The organism is Vibrio sp. Isolate34 (genome assembly GCF_022397915.1).
Taxonomy (GTDB): Bacteria; Pseudomonadota; Gammaproteobacteria; order Enterobacterales; family Vibrionaceae; genus Vibrio.
Genome location: NZ_JAKEUO010000019.1, coordinates 41,699 through 57,609, shown reverse-complemented (window position 1 = coordinate 57,609; position 15,911 = coordinate 41,699). Strand labels below are relative to the sequence as shown.

Genomic DNA, 15,911 nt, shown 5'->3' with positions numbered 1-15,911 from the left:
GCTAGCCTTTACATGTTCGATATTCTTCTGAACCACTCTGATTTTTTACTTATCAATAAGCACCCTGGTGTCAGCGTCCACAAAGACGATGGCGATACTATGCTGCTTCAAGAAGTGGCTAAGGCAATCAATGAACCTAAGCTGTATCTCGTTCATCGCCTTGATAAAATGACCTCAGGCATTCTGCTGCTAGCAAAGAGTTCTTCAGCGGCGAATGAGCTTTCACAGCTTTTCGCAAAGCGTGAAGTGGAGAAGTACTACCTTGCGATTGGCTCTAAGAAACCGAAGAAAAAGCAGGGTTTGATTTCTGGAGATATGGAGCGTTCACGACGCTCTAGCTGGAAGTTACTGACCAGCAAAGAAAACCCAGCGATTACCCAATTTTTATCAGCAACGGCTGAACCCAGTGAGCGTCTACTTTTATGTAAACCTTATACTGGGCGAACTCACCAGATCCGTGTCGCGATGAAGTCGATCGGTTCCGCTATTGTTGGTGACCCTATTTATAATCCATCGAGTGAGGCTGACAGAGGTTATCTGCATGCCTTCGCGATTCGATTTACCTATCAATCACAAGCCTACGAATATGTCTGCGACCCAAGGAGCTTAGACTCTTTAGGAGAGAAGTGGCATCAAGAAATCGTCTCTAACGGTTTGGACAGTTGGCTTGAACCTTGGTCATTAACGTGGCCAAAGCTAAACACTAAGTGAGTGAAATAATGGAAGCATTAGCTTTACCTCTGTTTTTTAGTCATATTGAACAGCAACTTAATGAAGTACCGAATGAACTGCGTCGTATCTTTCACGGTCGTGGGAAGTTTTGGCCAGGTCTAGAGCAACTGACATGTGATTGGGTTGATGGGCAGCTACTGGTTAACGTATTCAAAGAAGTAGACGAAGAGTTCTTGTCATCTCTTAAAGCTGGATTGGTTGACTTGACCAGTAAAGACATCTGGCAAGCAAAGCAGGGCACAAGTATTGTTCTGCAACACCGTTATGCCGATGGTGCGCCTTCTGAAGTGCTGTGGGGCGAGCTAAACGACTCCCCAGTCGTGGTTGAGCATGGTCTGAAGTATCAGCTCGACATTGGCCGTAATCAGAACTTCGGTTTGTTTCTAGACATGCGTAACGGTCGTCAGTGGGTACAAGATAATGCCAAGGGTAAGAATGTTCTTAACTTGTTCGCATACACTTGTGGCTTCTCTGTCGCAGCTATCGCTGGTGGCGCTCGCCAGTGCATGAACGTGGACATGTCGCGTGGCTCGCTAAACAAAGGCCGCGATAATCACCGTTTGAATGATCACGATATGCGCTCGGTGAACTTCCTTGGTTACGATATCTTTAAGTCGTGGGGCAAAATCAAGAAAGGTGGCCCTTACGAGCTCGTTATCATTGATCCGCCTTCGTTCCAAAAAGGCAGCTTTGCGTTAACTAAAGACTACAAAAAGATCTTACGTCGATTACCTGAGCTTCTGACAGAAGGTGGTGAAGTGATTGCGTGTGTTAACTCACCAGCGGTTTCTCCTAACTTCCTTATCGAAACGATGGCAGAAGAAGCGCCAAACGTTGAGTTTATTGAGCGCCTAGACAACCCGCCTGAGTTTGTCGATGTCGATCTTGATTCAAGCTTGAAGGTGCTGAGGTTTAGAATTAACACTGCTGCTGACGCTTAATCGAATGTTAGCATTATAAAAGAAAACGCCGCTCACATTGAGCGGCGTTTTTGTATCTTGTTTTTGTCGTTAGATTGCTAACTTTCTTGCTGAGTCTTGAGGGTTTGGAACCCAAAATAAATTCGCATGAACGTCGTCAGCCAACATGCCGCACCAAAGGTGTAAGCAATAACTGCAAAGTGTTGAGGCCAAATACAAAAGGCAATGAAACAGGCGATGGTCTCTGTGCCCTCAGTTAACCCAGACATGTAGTAGAGCGACTTGTGCTTATAAACGGGGTTCTCGATTCCTCGCTTGCCTGCCATCACCGCAAACGCCAAAAAGCTGCTGCCTGTGCCGATAAAAGAGAAGATCAAAAATGCACCGGCAATGGCGTTGTGCTCAGGATTCGCAATCACAAAGCCAAAAGGAATTAACGAATAGAAAAGGAAATCCAGGCTGATATCGAGGAAGCCGCCCGCATCACTGATGCCTTGGATTCGAGCCAAAGCGCCATCAAGTCCATCACACACTCTGTTGAATACAATGAAGCCTAACGCCCACTCATATTGTTGAAATGCTAACGCAGGAAACGCTAAACAGCCGACTAAAAATCCGAACAGAGTTGTTTGGTTCGCTGTGATACCGATTTGATTCAGTACTTTTGCTGATTGGTTTAACGGCCACTTAATGACCTTGATAGAGTATTTATCCAGCATGATTACTTCTCCATGGCCAAGAGAGTACTTGTGCCCCTTGAGGCACGTCTGCGTCGTCGTGCGTCACCATCAGCGTAGGGATATTGGCTTTCGTCAACTGCTCAAACACCCAATCACGAAACTGTGCTCTGAGCTCTTGGTCTAACTTACTGAACGGTTCATCAAGTAAAGCCAGTTTAGGCTTGGCTAACAACATGCGAGTTAAGCTTATTCTCGCACGTTGGCCGCCGGAGATTTGATCGGGGAAGGACTCAGCTAAATGAGTCAGTTCGATGTCTTTTAACGCCGCCATAGCTTGTTGTTGGCGAGCCGAACCCTTAACAGAGTTAGGTAATGAGAATGCCAAGTTTTCCCACACTTTTAGATGAGGGAATAGCAAGTCATCCTGAAACAGAATACCGACCTCACGTTGATGTGACGGAAGCTCGTCGAGCTGAATATCGTTCAAAACCACGCTGCCAGAATAAGAAAACTCATCATTCAGGTGTCCAGCAACGGCATCCAACAAAGTCGATTTTCCGCATCCGCTAGGCCCCATCAAAGCCAGTACTTGGCCTGATTCTAATGTTACGTTTAGCGCTGAAAACAGCGATTCACCATCGTTCTTACGGATGGCGAGGTCGTTGAGGTACAGACTCATTGCTTAGGAAACCCTTAAAAGTAAGACGGCGATATCTGAGTTGAAGTCGGCTGACTAATATCGCTAAAGAGAAAAAGAATAGAGGCAATAAGGCCTGCCAAATGGCGTAAATAGCGGTCACTCTGCGGTCGAAACCACTCGTTAGCGCAACAGCTTCTGTGGTGATGGTAGTAATGCGACCCGCGCCAAGCATTAATGTTGGTAAGTATTGAGCCAAACTCACACTGATCCCGACCGCCCAAGCGAAGGCAATGGCAGGTAACAAGATTGGCAGTTTGATGGAGTACCAACTTTGAAATGGCGACTTGCCTAGACTGAGTGACGCTTTAATGAGTCCATCATTGAAGCTCTTCCAAGGCCCGTCTAAAGACAGGTACACAAATGGAAAGGCGAAGAATACGTGCGCCCAAATCACCCAGAATTCATAAGCGCTGCTGCCGATATAAAGCGTGGTGACTTGCATACCGAATAACACAGAGAGTTGAGGGATCAACATTGGGATCGCGATGATAAAACCGGGAACTTGCCACTTGTACTTGATCCGATATTCGTGAGCAACCAGCGCAAGTATTAAAGCCACAGAAGCGGCGATAAGACCAATCCATAAGCTTTGTCCGACGGTATTCATGATGCCATCCCACTCAAACTCCCAGAAACGCGTACTATAGCGGCTAGGGAGTAGGTCAGGGAAACGCCAACGTTGGGCAACACTCCAAATCACCATCAATGGAATGATAAGCAGTGACAACGCAGCAAGCACAGTAAACACGGTTTTCCCCGGAAGGTTCGCGCCTGTTCTACCTGAATATTGCCAAGTTCGAAAGTACTTCAAAACTGCCCATTCGATTAAACGCGCTAAGGCGATGATCAACGATGCTAAACCGAATAAAACGATGGCGCCAGCGGCTGCTCGCGGCAGTAGATTAAGATCTGGGTCGTTAAACCATTGCCATACTAGTACTGCAAAGGTCGGCGGGTTAGTCGGGCCAATGATCAAAGCAATATCAACAACCGATACGCTGTAAGCGAGTACCGCAAGCATTGGGAAACGAAGCTTAGTAAACCATTGTGGGAAAATACACTTCCACCAAATCTGAGAGCGGCTGTAACCCAGTGAAGCACTCACCTTAGTGATACGTTCGACATCGATTTGTTGAAGTATCGATATGCTCATCAGCAACAAGAAAGGGACTTCTTTGAGTGCCAGCATAATGATGAGGCCGAAAGCGTATGGGTCTTTGACCAACAAAGCCAATTCAGAGCTCGTCGCCGATTCACCGAGTAAGTGATGTACGGCTCTCGCTCCAAGGCCTGTTGGGCTGAATAGAAAAGCAAAGCCAATAGCGAAAGCCACATGTGGAATTGCCAGCATTGGCGACAACGTCAGCTCAATCTTTCTCCAAAACTTGTTTCCCCAAGAGGCTTGAAGAATACAAAAGGTAAGGAAGCAGGCGATGTAGCTGCTTGCGATTGCAGAGCTTAGGCTTAAACCGATGGAGTGCCAAGCACCTTCCCATTGGAAGACTTGGCTAAAACCGTTGAGAGAGGGCTCCTCTAAACCTAGGGGCGGGATAAAACTCAGTGATGAGGCCACCACTCCCGCTACCCCAGGAATCGTAGGGATAATGCACACAGCTATAACAACAAAATATAGAGCGCGTAGCATCAAGCTTAGTTACCGTATCGCTTAAGCCACTCTTTCTCGAGCGCGTTTTGCCAGCTTGGGTGTGGTTCATCAACCGACTTAAATTGCTGAGTATTTTTAGCACTTCCAGTCAGATATTTGCTGCTTAACACTGAAGGATCGCCCCAAACATTTAGGTCACCCTTACGAGATTGCGCTTCTGGGCTCAATAGGAAGTTGATGGTCACTTGAGCGCCTGCCGTTGCATTGGCATTCCAAGGGATCGCAAGGAAGTGAATGTTAGATAAAGCGCCGCTTTCTAACGCATAAGCTTTGGTGGTTTCCGCTAAACGGCCACTTGCTTGTGCTGAATACACAGAGTTTGGATTGAATGTTATCGCGAGGTCGAGTTGTCCATCATCCAGAAGTTGGATGCTTTCAGATGTACCTGCAGGGAATTGTTTGCCACCGCGCCAAGCCACTTTATGGAATTTATCTAGGTAAGCCCAAAGTGGTGCTGTTACCGCTTGGAAGTTGTCTTCCGAAACCGGTTGAGCCAGCGCTGGGTTGTTATTTGTTAGCTCAATCAATAGAGACTTGATGAAGCTTGTGCCGTGAAATTCAGGTGGGCGAGGGTAGCTCAAACGGTTTGGGAACGCTTGAGCGTAGCTCAACATCTCCGAAAACGATTGTGGCGGATTGTGTAGTGTCTCTTGGTCGTGAATAAACACAAGTTGTCCAACGCCCCAAGGTGCTTCAAGGCCTTCTGTTGGTTCAGAGAAGTCGACATCAATCGGTAAAGATTTATCGACGTACTGCCAATTTGGAAGCGACTCCGTGAATGGGCCAAACAACAAAGCGTTGTCTTTCATTGAACGGAAGTTTTCCCCATTGATCCAAACGATATCAACACTGCCTTCGCTGTTCTTACCTGCCGCTTTTTCTGCAAGTAAGCGAGTCGTGGTTTCTGCAATATCGGTTACTTTTACATGCTTTAAGGTCACACCGTAGTCACTCTGTAACTTCTTGCCTGCCCATTGTAGGTAACGATTGATCTCTTGGCTTCCGCCCCAAGCGTGAAAGTAGACAGTTTCTCCCTCTGCCTGCTGTTCAATTTGGTTCCAGCTATCGGTTGATGTTGCTTCATCAGCATAAATGGTTGCGCTGTATGCAACGGTTGCCATGATTCCTAACGTACTTACTATCTTGTTCATAAACTTTTCCATTTGGTAGTGAACGGGCAAGAGCATTGTGTTTTCGAACTCCCTTGGCCGTGTTGGCCTTTCGTGGCTAACGAAAGATCAACACTGCATAACAGTTATTCTATCTGTTTCTGAAATAATTTCTAATTCAATAGTAAATTCAATCAATTACTAGGGGTCTCTGCCATCCTACCAACAGACCGTTAAAGCGGTGAATTAATTGCACCTAAATGAGGTTTTTTTGATATTTATTGGATGTTGGTACGAAAAGAAGGCGAGAAGTAGCGTTTTTAATGATTAGGTTTTGAGCAGGCAATAAAAAAGGAGCCGTGAAGGCTTAATATTGGAAAGAACAGAGCAATGCCGATATTGCTACTTACCGATGTGTCATGGTAGTACTTACCCCTGCTCAATGACTGACGATTATGACTCTTATTCAGGAGGTACCGATAGAGCGGAGAAATGGAATACTGAAGATGGAGTATTTGCTTAATAAGCTTAATGGTTTATATGAAGTGCATCGAGCGTCTAGTCACGTAATTGTCACTCAACGTTAGGGAGGGGCCCCTTCAATACTTATCCGTGCTTGCTTACAACCAATCCTTTTTGATCCCAATCGCTGTCCTGTGTAGAATACTCAGATTCTCGGAAGAAGTTGCGTAGAGCAAGAGCAATGAGTCATATACTAGATAAAATCGATACAGTTTACCCGTTTCCGCCTAAGCCAGTTCCATTGAGCGATGCTCAGAAACAGGCCTACATCGCAAACATTAAAAAACTACTTCAAGAAAAAGATGCAGTTCTAATTGCACACTACTACACAGAGCCTGAAATTCAGGCTCTGGCAGAAGAAACTGGTGGTTTCGTTGGCGATTCATTAGAAATGGCTAAATTCGGTAACCGTCACTCAGCAAGCACTTTGATCATCGCTGGTGTTCGTTTTATGGGTGAGTCTGCAAAGATTCTTACTCCTGAAAAACGCATTCTAATGCCAACACTTGAAGCTGAATGTTCACTTGACCTTGGTTGTCCTGCTGATAAATTCACAGAATTTTGTGATGCTCACCCTGACCACACAGTAGTTGTTTACGCGAACACCTCTGCAGCTGTTAAAGCTCGTGCAGACTGGGTGGTTACGTCGAGTATCGCTTTAGAAATCGTTGAAAGCCTAGACGCTGAAGGCAAACCAATTATTTGGGGCCCAGACCGTCACCTAGGTTCTTACATCGCAAATCAAACTGGCGCTGACATGTTGCTTTGGCAAGGTGAGTGTATCGTTCATGATGAGTTCTCAGCGGATGCTTTGAAGAAAATGAAATCGGTATACCCTGAAGCGGCTATTTTGGTTCACCCAGAATCACCAGCAAGTGTGGTTGAACTGGCTGACGCTGTGGGTTCAACAAGCCAACTGATTAAGAAGGCGAAAGAGCTTCCTCATCCACAGATGATTGTTGCGACAGACAAAGGTATCTTCTTCAAGATGCAGCAATTGGTTCCTGAAAAAGAACTGATTGAAGCGCCAACAGCTGGTGCTGGTGCAACTTGTCGTAGCTGTGCACACTGTCCTTGGATGGCGATGAACGGCCTTGAAGCAATTGAAAATGCGCTTGAGAACGGTGGTGAGCAACACGAGATCTTCGTTTCTGACGAACTGCGTGTGAAGTCTCTTATCCCACTGAACCGCATGCTTGATTTCGCTGAGCAATTAAATGTGCAGGTAAAAGGTAACGCGTAAGCTGTCCTTATATCTAACCAACGAAAAACCAGCCAATAGTGCTGGTTTTTTTGTATCTAAAGATAGGTCGCTAATATCAATATTGTGGTCATGTATCTTTTTCTGATGATACATCTTGTTGATATCAGGTATTTTTTCTAGCATGTAAGTAAGATCGAAGGATTTGAGGCTCGAATGATAATCTGGTTACAACTCAAACGTTGGGTCAAAGCAAATATCTTTGTTTTGAATGGAAAAAACTTACTGTTCACCTCCTTAGGCTACGTATTTCTATCGTGGTCGACTTTGTATTTAGCGGGTGAAACAGCGCTAACCAGCTCGTTTACCACGTTCGCTTACTACCTAGTCGTGACTGCCTCTACTGTTGGTTACGGTGATTTATCACCAACGACAGAGGCAGGACAATGGATCGTTATACTGTTTGTGATTCCGGGTGGACTGAGTCTTTTCGCTGCCTTGCTTGGTAAGGTAGCGACAGAAGGTGTTGAATATTGGCGAGCGGGCTTGCTAGGAAAAAGGAGAGTTAGAGTGGAGAACCACATTTTGATGCTTGGATGGAATGAGCAAAGAACCATTCACCTCATTCGCATGTTGCAGCATGAAGAAACGGGCAAGCGACCAATCGTGTTATGTACTCGTTCAGATATCGAGAATCCGTTACCCGGCGAAATCAATTTCGTTAAAGTAAACAGCTACACTGATGGCAAAGAGATGGAAAAAACGGGCATCGAATCTGCCAGTTGTATTCTTATTGATAACCCAGAAGACGACATTACGTTATCTGCGGCGCTTTATTGTGCAAACCGTAATCCTAAAGCTCATCTTCTGGTTTACTTTAAAGACGAAGCATTGAGCGATTTGCTACACAAGCATTGCCCTAACTCAGAATGTATTCCTGCGGTGGGCGCAGAAATGCTCGCTAAGGCCGCGGTTGACCCGGGTTCAAGTGCGCTTCACCAAGAGCTATTGAGCTCAACACGGGGGATGACACAGTACTCGACCTATTACCCAGAGAATTCTGAGCCTGTGACGGTTGCGCCGATTTTCTCTGTATTTAAAGAGAAGTATCAAGCCACTTTGATTGCGATTGATACGGGAAGTGGTATTGAACTTAACCCAGAACTCGACCAAGTTGTCAGCAGTGGCACTAAGCTGTTCTATATTGCCGATGAGCGGATTGATCATTTTGATTGGAAAGGCTTTTAAATCAGCCAACTACCTTCAGAACTAAAAAAGGCCTCGTTAGAGGCCTTTTTGTTATCGTCTGATCGAGTTAAGCAGTGAACTTAATTCTTTTGCGGAGCTTGTTGAGATTATTGAGCTTCTGCCAATGCGATGCCACGCTGCGTTAGACCGCAAAGCATCACAGGAACCGCGTTAAAGATCTCTTCGAACTGCTCTAGGCCTTCAATGCCTTGCTCAGCAAGCGTTGCGATTGAGGTTTCTGGATCGTAAAGCATGCTAAGTGAAAGCAGTACGCCGCCAACTAATGCATTGTCTTCGCTGTCTTCAGGCATCAGTGTTTCCCAATCATCACGGGCAACCTGCCAGCCTTGAAGCAAACCTTCACAAAAATCGCGAGCCGCTGTGTTAACGACTTCTTCATCATCCAATTGACAAGCTTCAGGCCAAACCCAAGTGCCTTCGATCAGTTCTGGACGTGTCTTATTCCAAAGCGCGATGATAACTTCAATGTAGCTTTCAAGTTGCTCACCATCAGTAAAAGGAGCGACTTCTTCGCCACCCCAAAGGAACGGTAGCCACTCATGCGGGGTTAACACATTAGGTGCCGCTGCCATTGCAGTGACAAATCCGATGGTTTTGTGTTCTGTGATTAGCTTTCCTTCCAACTCTGGAAGCGCAAGAATATCTTGTAAAGTCAAAGTGAGGTACCGTAAAGGGAACATATTTGCGCTTATAGTACCAATGAACTTGTGCCAATCAAGCTTCAATCTAAAAAGCCTTGATGTCATGGATGATAAACACTAGTTTTAACAGAAAAGAAAACAATAAAAGAATTATGCAGATACGGTCGTCTCTTAAGAAAAAAAGCATGGTAGCGCTTGGGCTGTACCTTGCTATGTTTATTGCCATTGTCGGTAGTGTGACGTATTACGCTGTAGAATCCCCTGTGCGCGCCAAATTACAACAAAACCTCGACTTGCGTACGCAACTGTTATCCGCATTGATTACAGAGCCACTCAGCAGCTCTCAAGGCTTTGTTGATAGTTTAGTTGGTTTTGCTCAAGCACATCGTAAAAGCGAAGATGTTATTCCGCTATTCAAGTCGATGTTAGCTGCAAGCGATGAAACAATCGTCAGTGCAGGTATTTGGCCAGAAACTTATGCATTGGATTCCGACAAGCTCTTAAACAGTTATTTTTTCAACAAAGCTGACGATGGCACGATTGACCAACTGTTCTCTTACAACAATCCTAAAAACGCCCCTTATCACCAAGAGTATTGGTATACCTCGGTTGTAGACAAGCCAAAGGGAACCATCTCTTGGAGTGATGTCTATATCGATCCTTATACGCACGTTCGAATGATTACGGCGTCTTCCCCTTATTATTACGACGATACTTTTGCCGGCGTTACGACGGTGGATCTCTCGCTCGAAGAGTTATTGGGTTTCATTAAAAACCACGCAGAAGAGTACAACCTTGGTATTACCCTGAGAGATAAACTCAACCAAGTCTTGGTTTCGCATAACTTCAATCTCGTTGAGGGGATCTACATCAGTAGCAATCAATTTGGTGAGTTTGGCTGGCAAGTCGATGTGGTTAACGCAAAATCACGCGTATCAGACGAAGTCTTTCGTCAAGTCATGAGTATTGAGGGCGGTATTGTTCCGCTGTTACTACTGTGTGTTATGGCCGGTTATTACTTGCTGAACCGTTACTTGATCAGCCCGATTACCAACATTGCCGCTAAGGTCGGCGGTTCTAAAGCGGGTGAGATCATCGATGTTGAATACTCAAGTGATGATGAAATTGGCCACTTGATTAAAACCTTCAACGAGAAGACCATCTACCTTGAAGCGGAAAAGGTTAAGGCTCAAGCATCAACCAATGCCAAAACGGCTTTCCTCGCGACCCTGTCACATGAAATCCGTACGCCGATGAATGGTGTATTGGGTACCGCTCAGATCCTATTGAAAACGCCTTTAAATTCGGAACAAGAGAAGCACTTGAAGAGCTTGTATGACTCGGGCGATCATATGATGACACTGCTCAATGAGATCTTGGATTTCTCAAAGATTGAGCAGGGCAGGTTGGATCTCGATGAAACTCGATTCCCTCTGGATTCGATTATCGGCAGTATTAACAGTGTCTACTACACCTTGTCTTCTGAAAAAGGTCTCCAATTTAAAGTGTACTCTGAAGTGCCTTCGGGCCGTTGGTACTTCTCGGATAAAGCACGCCTGCGCCAAATCTTATTTAACCTATTGCATAACGCTGTGAAGTTCACTTCTAGAGGCTTTGTTGAGGTGTACTTTAAAGAAATCGTCGAGGGCAGTGACACCTATCTTAGTATTCGAGTTCGTGACACTGGCATCGGTATTTCTAAAGAAGCTCAAAAACGTATTTTCAAACCTTTCGAACAGGCAGAATCGTCGACCACAAGACGTTTTGGTGGTACTGGCCTTGGCTTAGCGATTGTGAAGAAGATTGCCCAGCTCATGGATGGCAGTATTACCGTTACCAGTGAAGAGGGCATAGGCACAAGCTTTGATGTTCGATTGAAGATTCAACCGTGTCAGCCTGGTGAGATAGAGAGCTTACCTCACAAGAAGTTGGATTATTCTGGCTTGAAAGTGCTGATTGTTGAGGATAACCGAACCAATACCGTCATCATCGAAACCTTCATGAGTAGTAAAGGCTTTACGTGTAAAAGCGTAGAAAATGGCGAGCTTGCTATCCAAGCCGTTGTTGCGGAACATTTTGATTTGGTGTTGATGGATAACCACATGCCAGTGATGGATGGCGTTGAATCAACAACTGCGATTCGCGCTTTAATTGGCGATGTTTCATCCGTCTTAATATTTGGTTGTACTGCTGATGTATTTAAAGAGACTCGCGAGCGTATGCTTGGTGCGGGTGTGGACTACATTATTGCAAAGCCAATCGATGAACGTGAGCTCGACGATGCTTTATTCCGTTATTCGAATAAGCTTTACCAGTTCCACGAGGAAGAGAGCAATGATGAGCAAAGCGATAGTGCCGACTATAGCGATGATCAAGCTAATCATGAAAGAGCAAGTCGTGAAACAGAAAACCATGGGTTAGAAAGCAATAACGCTAATACTCAAAAAACACATCTTCATGGTCAAAAGAGCCAAAGCCGCTCATTGCCTAAACCTGACCTGCGAAACAAAGACAATACTGAAGAGTTGTTAGTGACACTTTACGTGGCGCTTGAAGACAACAACCTAGAGTCAATTCAATTTGCCTTAGAGAGCTTGCGTGTTCATGTCAAACCTATGAACAATGCTGAACTTACCTACCAAGTGGATAAGGCTTTAGAGCAGGTTTCTCAGGGCGTTCCTCCTAGTCAAGATGTTATTAATATCATTACTGTCAATCTGCCCATGGCCTAGTTGTTGTTTAATTACAGAAAGTAAACAACGAATTGTCCATTATTTGACCTTAATGTGATTTTTTGGTGGAAGTGACTGCTTTATAAGCAGTTTTTGGTTGTTAATTTACAACTTGATTTTTAATTTGGAATGTATGACTACCTATCTTGTGATTTAATAGCGACATTATCTGGTAGGGTGTGAAAACACCTTGTTTATATGTTACTAAATCACTAAATAGGTAGTGATATATTTTAGGTTTGTCATCAATGAAGTCTCGTGGTCCATTTTGTATCCGTAACGCAGCGGCGGATACATTTGCTATGGTAGTTTTCTGTTTTATCTCTGGCATGATCGTAGAAGTGTTTATCTCTGGAATGACGTTTGAGCAATCTCTTGCTTCACGAACGTTATCTATTCCAGTAAACATTGCTATCGCATGGCCTTATGGTGTCTTTCGTGATTGGTTCTTGCGCAATGGTGCAAAACTTTCACAAAGTTCGTTGATGAAGAACTTGTCTGATCTTATGGCGTACGTGTTATTCCAATCACCTGTGTATGCGGGTATTTTGTTGGCGGTGGGCGCTTCAAGCGATCAGATCGTGACCGCGGTAACCAGTAATGCCGTTATCTCATGTGGTATGGGTGTACTTTACGGTTACTTCTTAGATATGTGCCGCAAATGGTTTAGAGTTCCAGGCTACTATCAACAAGCTTAAGAAAAGCAACAAGCGTAAGTGTAGCGATAGAATAAAATTTGGTTTGTTTTTGATCTAATGAGTTAATTTGTAATCGAACAAGCTGAAAAAGGCACTTTTTTTGAGAATGCCCCTTGACCAAAGCAAGCAGAATCAATAAAGTAGCGCCTCGTTGAGTGACAAGCTCAACACACAATTTGTGGAAGGATGGCTGAGTGGCTTAAGGCGCTCGCCTGGAAAGCGAGTATACGTTTATAGCGTATCTGGGGTTCAAATCCCCATCCTTCCGCCACATTGATACGAAAGAGGGCACTAGTTCACTAGTGCCCTCTTTCGTTTTTGACACCATATTCAACATGCCAAGTTTAGATCCGCTAATTGTTATTTTATTGGGATAAACTCTGACTTCTTTGAGAAGACTTAAGTAGACCGCTTTTTTCGAGTCATTATCTAGATCTTTGAAAACACGCCTGATAACACCAACAAAATTATCGATTTGTTTCTCTCCAAATTTTCTTAGCAGTAGTCGCCCTTGTGCCTTGATCGTTTCAATTTTGCCTTGCAGTTCAGATCTCTGATTTTGTAATCCAGCCAAGTACTCTGCATACGAGTCATCCATCAAGTCTTGTTTCATTGCAATTTGATCGTAAGTGTTATCTAGTTTTTGTTGTATTAACTTCAATTTACGAGATAGCTTAAGAAGCTCCGGCTCAGACTGTGAGTTGTTTTTTGTTAGTGTTGACTTAATCTCCCCGATGATACTTTGAATAAACTCTTTGTTGACTACCTGCTCAATGACAGCCTCCTCAACTTGCTCTTCTAGTGCTCGTTTTGAAACCCATTTTGAGTTACAAAGGGATACACCACTCTTTATTTTTTTTGTACATGCATAGTACGTGTACTTCCCAGATTTTCCTGTTGCTACCATCATTCCTTGCCCGCAAATACCGCACTTTAGTAGCCCAGTTAGCAAGCTATTAGAGCGTATCGACTTCACATGGATTTGCTCTAAATCTCTTTTTTTTAAACCTTGCTTGACAGAATTAAACATTTCTTTGTCGATAATTGCTGGCACAGGGACAATAACTTTTGGAACATCTGCATTGCTTCGATTCTTACCGAATACAAACTCTCCAATGTACGTTGTGGAACTAAGTATTCGGTGAATAGAATTAGTCGTCCATTTGGAACCACGATTAAGTATAGAATTGTCATTTAGATATTTACTAATGGCTTTAACACCAAAACCTTTTCCTACCTTGCCATTTAGAGATAGTTGAAAAATATTCCGAACAATCTCGGCTTCTTTTTCACATATAACCAGTTTTTTGCGGGAATTTTTCTTTGACGGATCACAAGCAACAGATTCGTAGCCAAATGGGATTGGACCACCGGTGAAATACCCAGCTTCTGCTGTTTGTATTAAACGAGATTTGACGTTGATACCATTTTGTTTGCTATTCATCTCATTAACTAGCCCTAAAACAACTGTTAGTGATTTGAACGTCATATCATCGTCGGGGAGGGGTTCAGTCGCTGAGATTAGCTTGATCCCAGAGTCTTCAAGCTTTTTTATCGAAGATAGTTGATACAAAAGATCCCGTGCAAAACGGGATAAGCTGTAAACAATTACAGCATCCACATCAAATACCCCCGAAGTTACCTCTGTTAGCATTTGGTTGAAAACTGGTCGCTCACCTTTATACGCAGAATTACCACTTTCAATATATTCTTTGACTACAATATGCTCATTGTGAGAACAATAGTTGCGTAGGTCTTGAAGTTGCCCCTCTAAGGAGTGCCCTTCTTCCGCCTGTCGATTTGATGAAACTCGAATATATAACACCACATTCATTTCATTACTCCTTTTCTTCCAAAGAATTAAAACAGCCTTCAATTATCTTAGCTTTATTTAAATCAATAAACGCCAATAGAGCTTTTTGAATTACACTTCTATCTATAAAAACATTCACTACGTGTGTTTTATTTTTTGTTTTGTTTTTTCTGTCGTTCATTTCACATCTCCTTGTCATTTGAGATTTAGTAAAGAACCAGAAGTAAATAATATCAAGTTTTAAGAGTATTTCTATTAACATCATATATGTCAACGTGTGTGAATTTTTAAATAGACATTACAATTAATATCAATATAATAACCGCGCATTTGATTGATATTTAAAGGAGAGTATTTTTGAATGTATTTACTCAAGTTTTTTTCAAAAATAAACTTTATGTCAATAGTTATATTTTGTGGTTTTATAACTTCGGTTTTAATAATAATTCATTCTAAGATTAATGAAAAAAATCGCCATGAGGAGTCTTTGTTTCGTAAATCGATGGAACTAAACTCATTGCTTACGATCTGATCGGCTACATTCATTAAAATCTGTAGCCTCATGCCTAAACCACGTTACAAAACAAACAACTGGAAGTAATACAATCAAGCTCTCATCACACCGTTGATGGTAAAGCGTGTTTTTTCAATGCCACTTCGAGCTTCGCGACGGTTTATTAATTCCGTTTTTCAACTTGCTCAGCTCCCATTGCGCTGCCCACACTACAGTTGTACCAGTCGTCGAGCTAAAGACGTTGAGGTGAGTTTTAAAACGAAAATCTAAGGACCGAATCTACACCTTGTCATCGATGCGACAGGTCTTAAGGGTTATGGTAAGGGCGAGTGGAAAGTCAAACATGTCACGGACGTTAAACGCATAGTGTGGCGCAAACTCCACCTTACAGTAGATACGAGTACACACGAAATTATTGCCGCAGAGTTGAGTTTATCAGCGGTGACTGATGCCGAAGTGCTGCCTAACTTACTCAAACAAACACGCGGAAAATCCTGGAAATATCGGGCTATGGGGCTTATGGCACAAGGGATTGCCACACAGCAATCCGCATTAAGCGAGCTGTAGCGCTTATCCCTCCAATAGAGGGGGGCGGCATTTGGGGTACGAGGTCACCCAAGAAACTTAGCGGTTGGCTGCCAAAAATTATATGGTTCGAACAAGCATCAGAAAGAACGCTTGGTGATCACAGTTAAAGTCGGCACTTTCAAACAC

General features: G+C 43.7%; 12 protein-coding genes, 1 tRNA gene and 1 pseudogene. 8 read left to right on the top strand and 6 right to left on the bottom strand.

Annotated features, from left to right (window positions below; translation table 11 throughout):
- Positions 1-12 precede the first annotated feature (12 nt).
- A complete protein-coding gene (locus L1D22_RS18010) occupies positions 13-711 on the top strand; it encodes a TIGR01621 family pseudouridine synthase (RefSeq protein WP_239830749.1) in 699 nt (232 codons plus the stop codon).
- 8 nt (positions 712-719) lie between these two features.
- Positions 720-1,673, top strand: a complete 954-nt coding sequence (locus L1D22_RS18005) for a class I SAM-dependent methyltransferase (protein ID WP_239830748.1) — start codon at positions 720-722, stop codon at positions 1,671-1,673.
- Positions 1,674-1,750: 77 nt separating this feature from the next.
- On the opposite strand, the gene L1D22_RS18000 is transcribed toward L1D22_RS18005, so the two are convergent.
- From L1D22_RS18000 to L1D22_RS17985, 4 genes are read right to left on the bottom strand one after another with little or no spacing between them, the layout of a single operon-like run.
- Entirely contained in the window at positions 1,751-2,371 is a 621-nt protein-coding gene (locus tag L1D22_RS18000) for a CDP-alcohol phosphatidyltransferase family protein (RefSeq protein WP_017630062.1), read from the bottom strand.
- Positions 2,361-3,011: an ATP-binding cassette domain-containing protein gene (locus tag L1D22_RS17995; RefSeq protein ID WP_239830747.1), complete on the bottom strand. Its 651-nt coding sequence runs from the start codon at positions 3,009-3,011 to the stop codon at positions 2,361-2,363. The genes L1D22_RS18000 and L1D22_RS17995 overlap by 11 nt, the downstream gene beginning before the upstream one ends.
- A complete protein-coding gene (locus tag L1D22_RS17990; RefSeq protein WP_239830746.1) occupies positions 2,977-4,677 on the bottom strand; it encodes a thiamine ABC transporter permease in 1,701 nt (566 codons plus the stop codon). Before L1D22_RS17990 ends, L1D22_RS17995 begins: the two co-directional genes overlap by 35 nt.
- A gap of 5 nt (positions 4,678-4,682) precedes the next feature.
- Positions 4,683-5,849 (bottom strand): ABC transporter substrate-binding protein, encoded by a 1,167-nt coding sequence (locus L1D22_RS17985; protein ID WP_132935844.1) that lies wholly within the window; start codon positions 5,847-5,849, stop codon positions 4,683-4,685.
- 661 nt (positions 5,850-6,510) lie between these two features.
- On the opposite strand from L1D22_RS17985, the gene nadA reads away from it, so the two are divergent.
- Both nadA and L1D22_RS17975 read left to right on the top strand, forming a co-directional pair.
- A complete protein-coding gene (gene nadA / locus L1D22_RS17980; protein WP_239830745.1) occupies positions 6,511-7,572 on the top strand; it encodes a quinolinate synthase NadA in 1,062 nt (353 codons plus the stop codon).
- A 174-nt stretch (positions 7,573-7,746) separates the two neighbouring features.
- Positions 7,747-8,778 carry a potassium channel family protein gene (locus L1D22_RS17975; protein ID WP_239830744.1) on the top strand — a complete coding sequence of 344 codons (1,032 nt, stop codon included), beginning with the start codon at positions 7,747-7,749 and terminating at the stop codon, positions 8,776-8,778.
- A 107-nt stretch (positions 8,779-8,885) separates the two neighbouring features.
- Here L1D22_RS17975 and L1D22_RS17970 read toward each other — a convergent pair whose 3' ends face one another.
- Positions 8,886-9,455: a UPF0149 family protein gene (locus L1D22_RS17970; RefSeq protein ID WP_017630625.1), complete on the bottom strand. Its 570-nt coding sequence runs from the start codon at positions 9,453-9,455 to the stop codon at positions 8,886-8,888.
- 170 nt (positions 9,456-9,625) lie between these two features.
- Here L1D22_RS17970 and L1D22_RS17965 point away from each other — a divergent pair, with 170 nt between their 5' ends.
- The 3 genes from L1D22_RS17965 (at position 9,626) to L1D22_RS17955 (ending at position 13,141) form a co-directional block, all read left to right on the top strand.
- Positions 9,626-12,172, top strand: coding sequence for a hybrid sensor histidine kinase/response regulator (locus tag L1D22_RS17965; protein WP_239830743.1), 2,547 nt, complete (start codon positions 9,626-9,628; stop codon positions 12,170-12,172).
- 248 nt (positions 12,173-12,420) lie between these two features.
- A complete protein-coding gene (locus L1D22_RS17960; protein WP_102423554.1) occupies positions 12,421-12,870 on the top strand; it encodes an L-alanine exporter AlaE in 450 nt (149 codons plus the stop codon).
- Between the two features lie 180 nt (positions 12,871-13,050).
- A tRNA-Ser gene (locus L1D22_RS17955) sits at positions 13,051-13,141 on the top strand.
- A gap of 1,567 nt (positions 13,142-14,708) precedes the next feature.
- On the opposite strand, the gene L1D22_RS17950 is transcribed toward L1D22_RS17955, so the two are convergent.
- Complete coding sequence (locus L1D22_RS17950; RefSeq protein WP_239830742.1) at positions 14,709-14,864, bottom strand: hypothetical protein; 156 nt, start codon at positions 14,862-14,864, stop codon at positions 14,709-14,711.
- A 435-nt stretch (positions 14,865-15,299) separates the two neighbouring features.
- Between L1D22_RS17950 and L1D22_RS17945 the strand changes: the two are divergent.
- Positions 15,300-15,875: pseudogene (locus tag L1D22_RS17945) on the top strand (IS5 family transposase); the annotation flags it as partial.
- Positions 15,876-15,911 lie beyond the last annotated feature (36 nt).

Bases quoted from the DNA above. Each gene is read 5' to 3' on its own strand.
- L1D22_RS18010 (WP_239830749.1), top strand. From the start codon at position 13: ATGTTCGATATTCTTCTGAACCACTCTGATTTTTTACTTATCAATAAG.
- L1D22_RS18005 (WP_239830748.1), top strand. From the start codon at position 720: ATGGAAGCATTAGCTTTACCTCTGTTTTTTAGTCATATTGAACAGCAA.
- L1D22_RS18000 (WP_017630062.1), bottom strand. From the start codon at position 2,371: ATGCTGGATAAATACTCTATCAAGGTCATTAAGTGGCCGTTAAACCAA.
- L1D22_RS17995 (WP_239830747.1), bottom strand. From the start codon at position 3,011: ATGAGTCTGTACCTCAACGACCTCGCCATCCGTAAGAACGATGGTGAA.
- L1D22_RS17990 (WP_239830746.1), bottom strand. From the start codon at position 4,677: ATGCTACGCGCTCTATATTTTGTTGTTATAGCTGTGTGCATTATCCCT.
- L1D22_RS17985 (WP_132935844.1), bottom strand. From the start codon at position 5,849: ATGAACAAGATAGTAAGTACGTTAGGAATCATGGCAACCGTTGCATAC.
- nadA (WP_239830745.1), top strand. From the start codon at position 6,511: ATGAGTCATATACTAGATAAAATCGATACAGTTTACCCGTTTCCGCCT.
- L1D22_RS17975 (WP_239830744.1), top strand. From the start codon at position 7,747: ATGATAATCTGGTTACAACTCAAACGTTGGGTCAAAGCAAATATCTTT.
- L1D22_RS17965 (WP_239830743.1), top strand. From the start codon at position 9,626: ATGGTAGCGCTTGGGCTGTACCTTGCTATGTTTATTGCCATTGTCGGT.
- L1D22_RS17960 (WP_102423554.1), top strand. From the start codon at position 12,421: ATGAAGTCTCGTGGTCCATTTTGTATCCGTAACGCAGCGGCGGATACA.
- L1D22_RS17950 (WP_239830742.1), bottom strand. From the start codon at position 14,864: ATGAACGACAGAAAAAACAAAACAAAAAATAAAACACACGTAGTGAAT.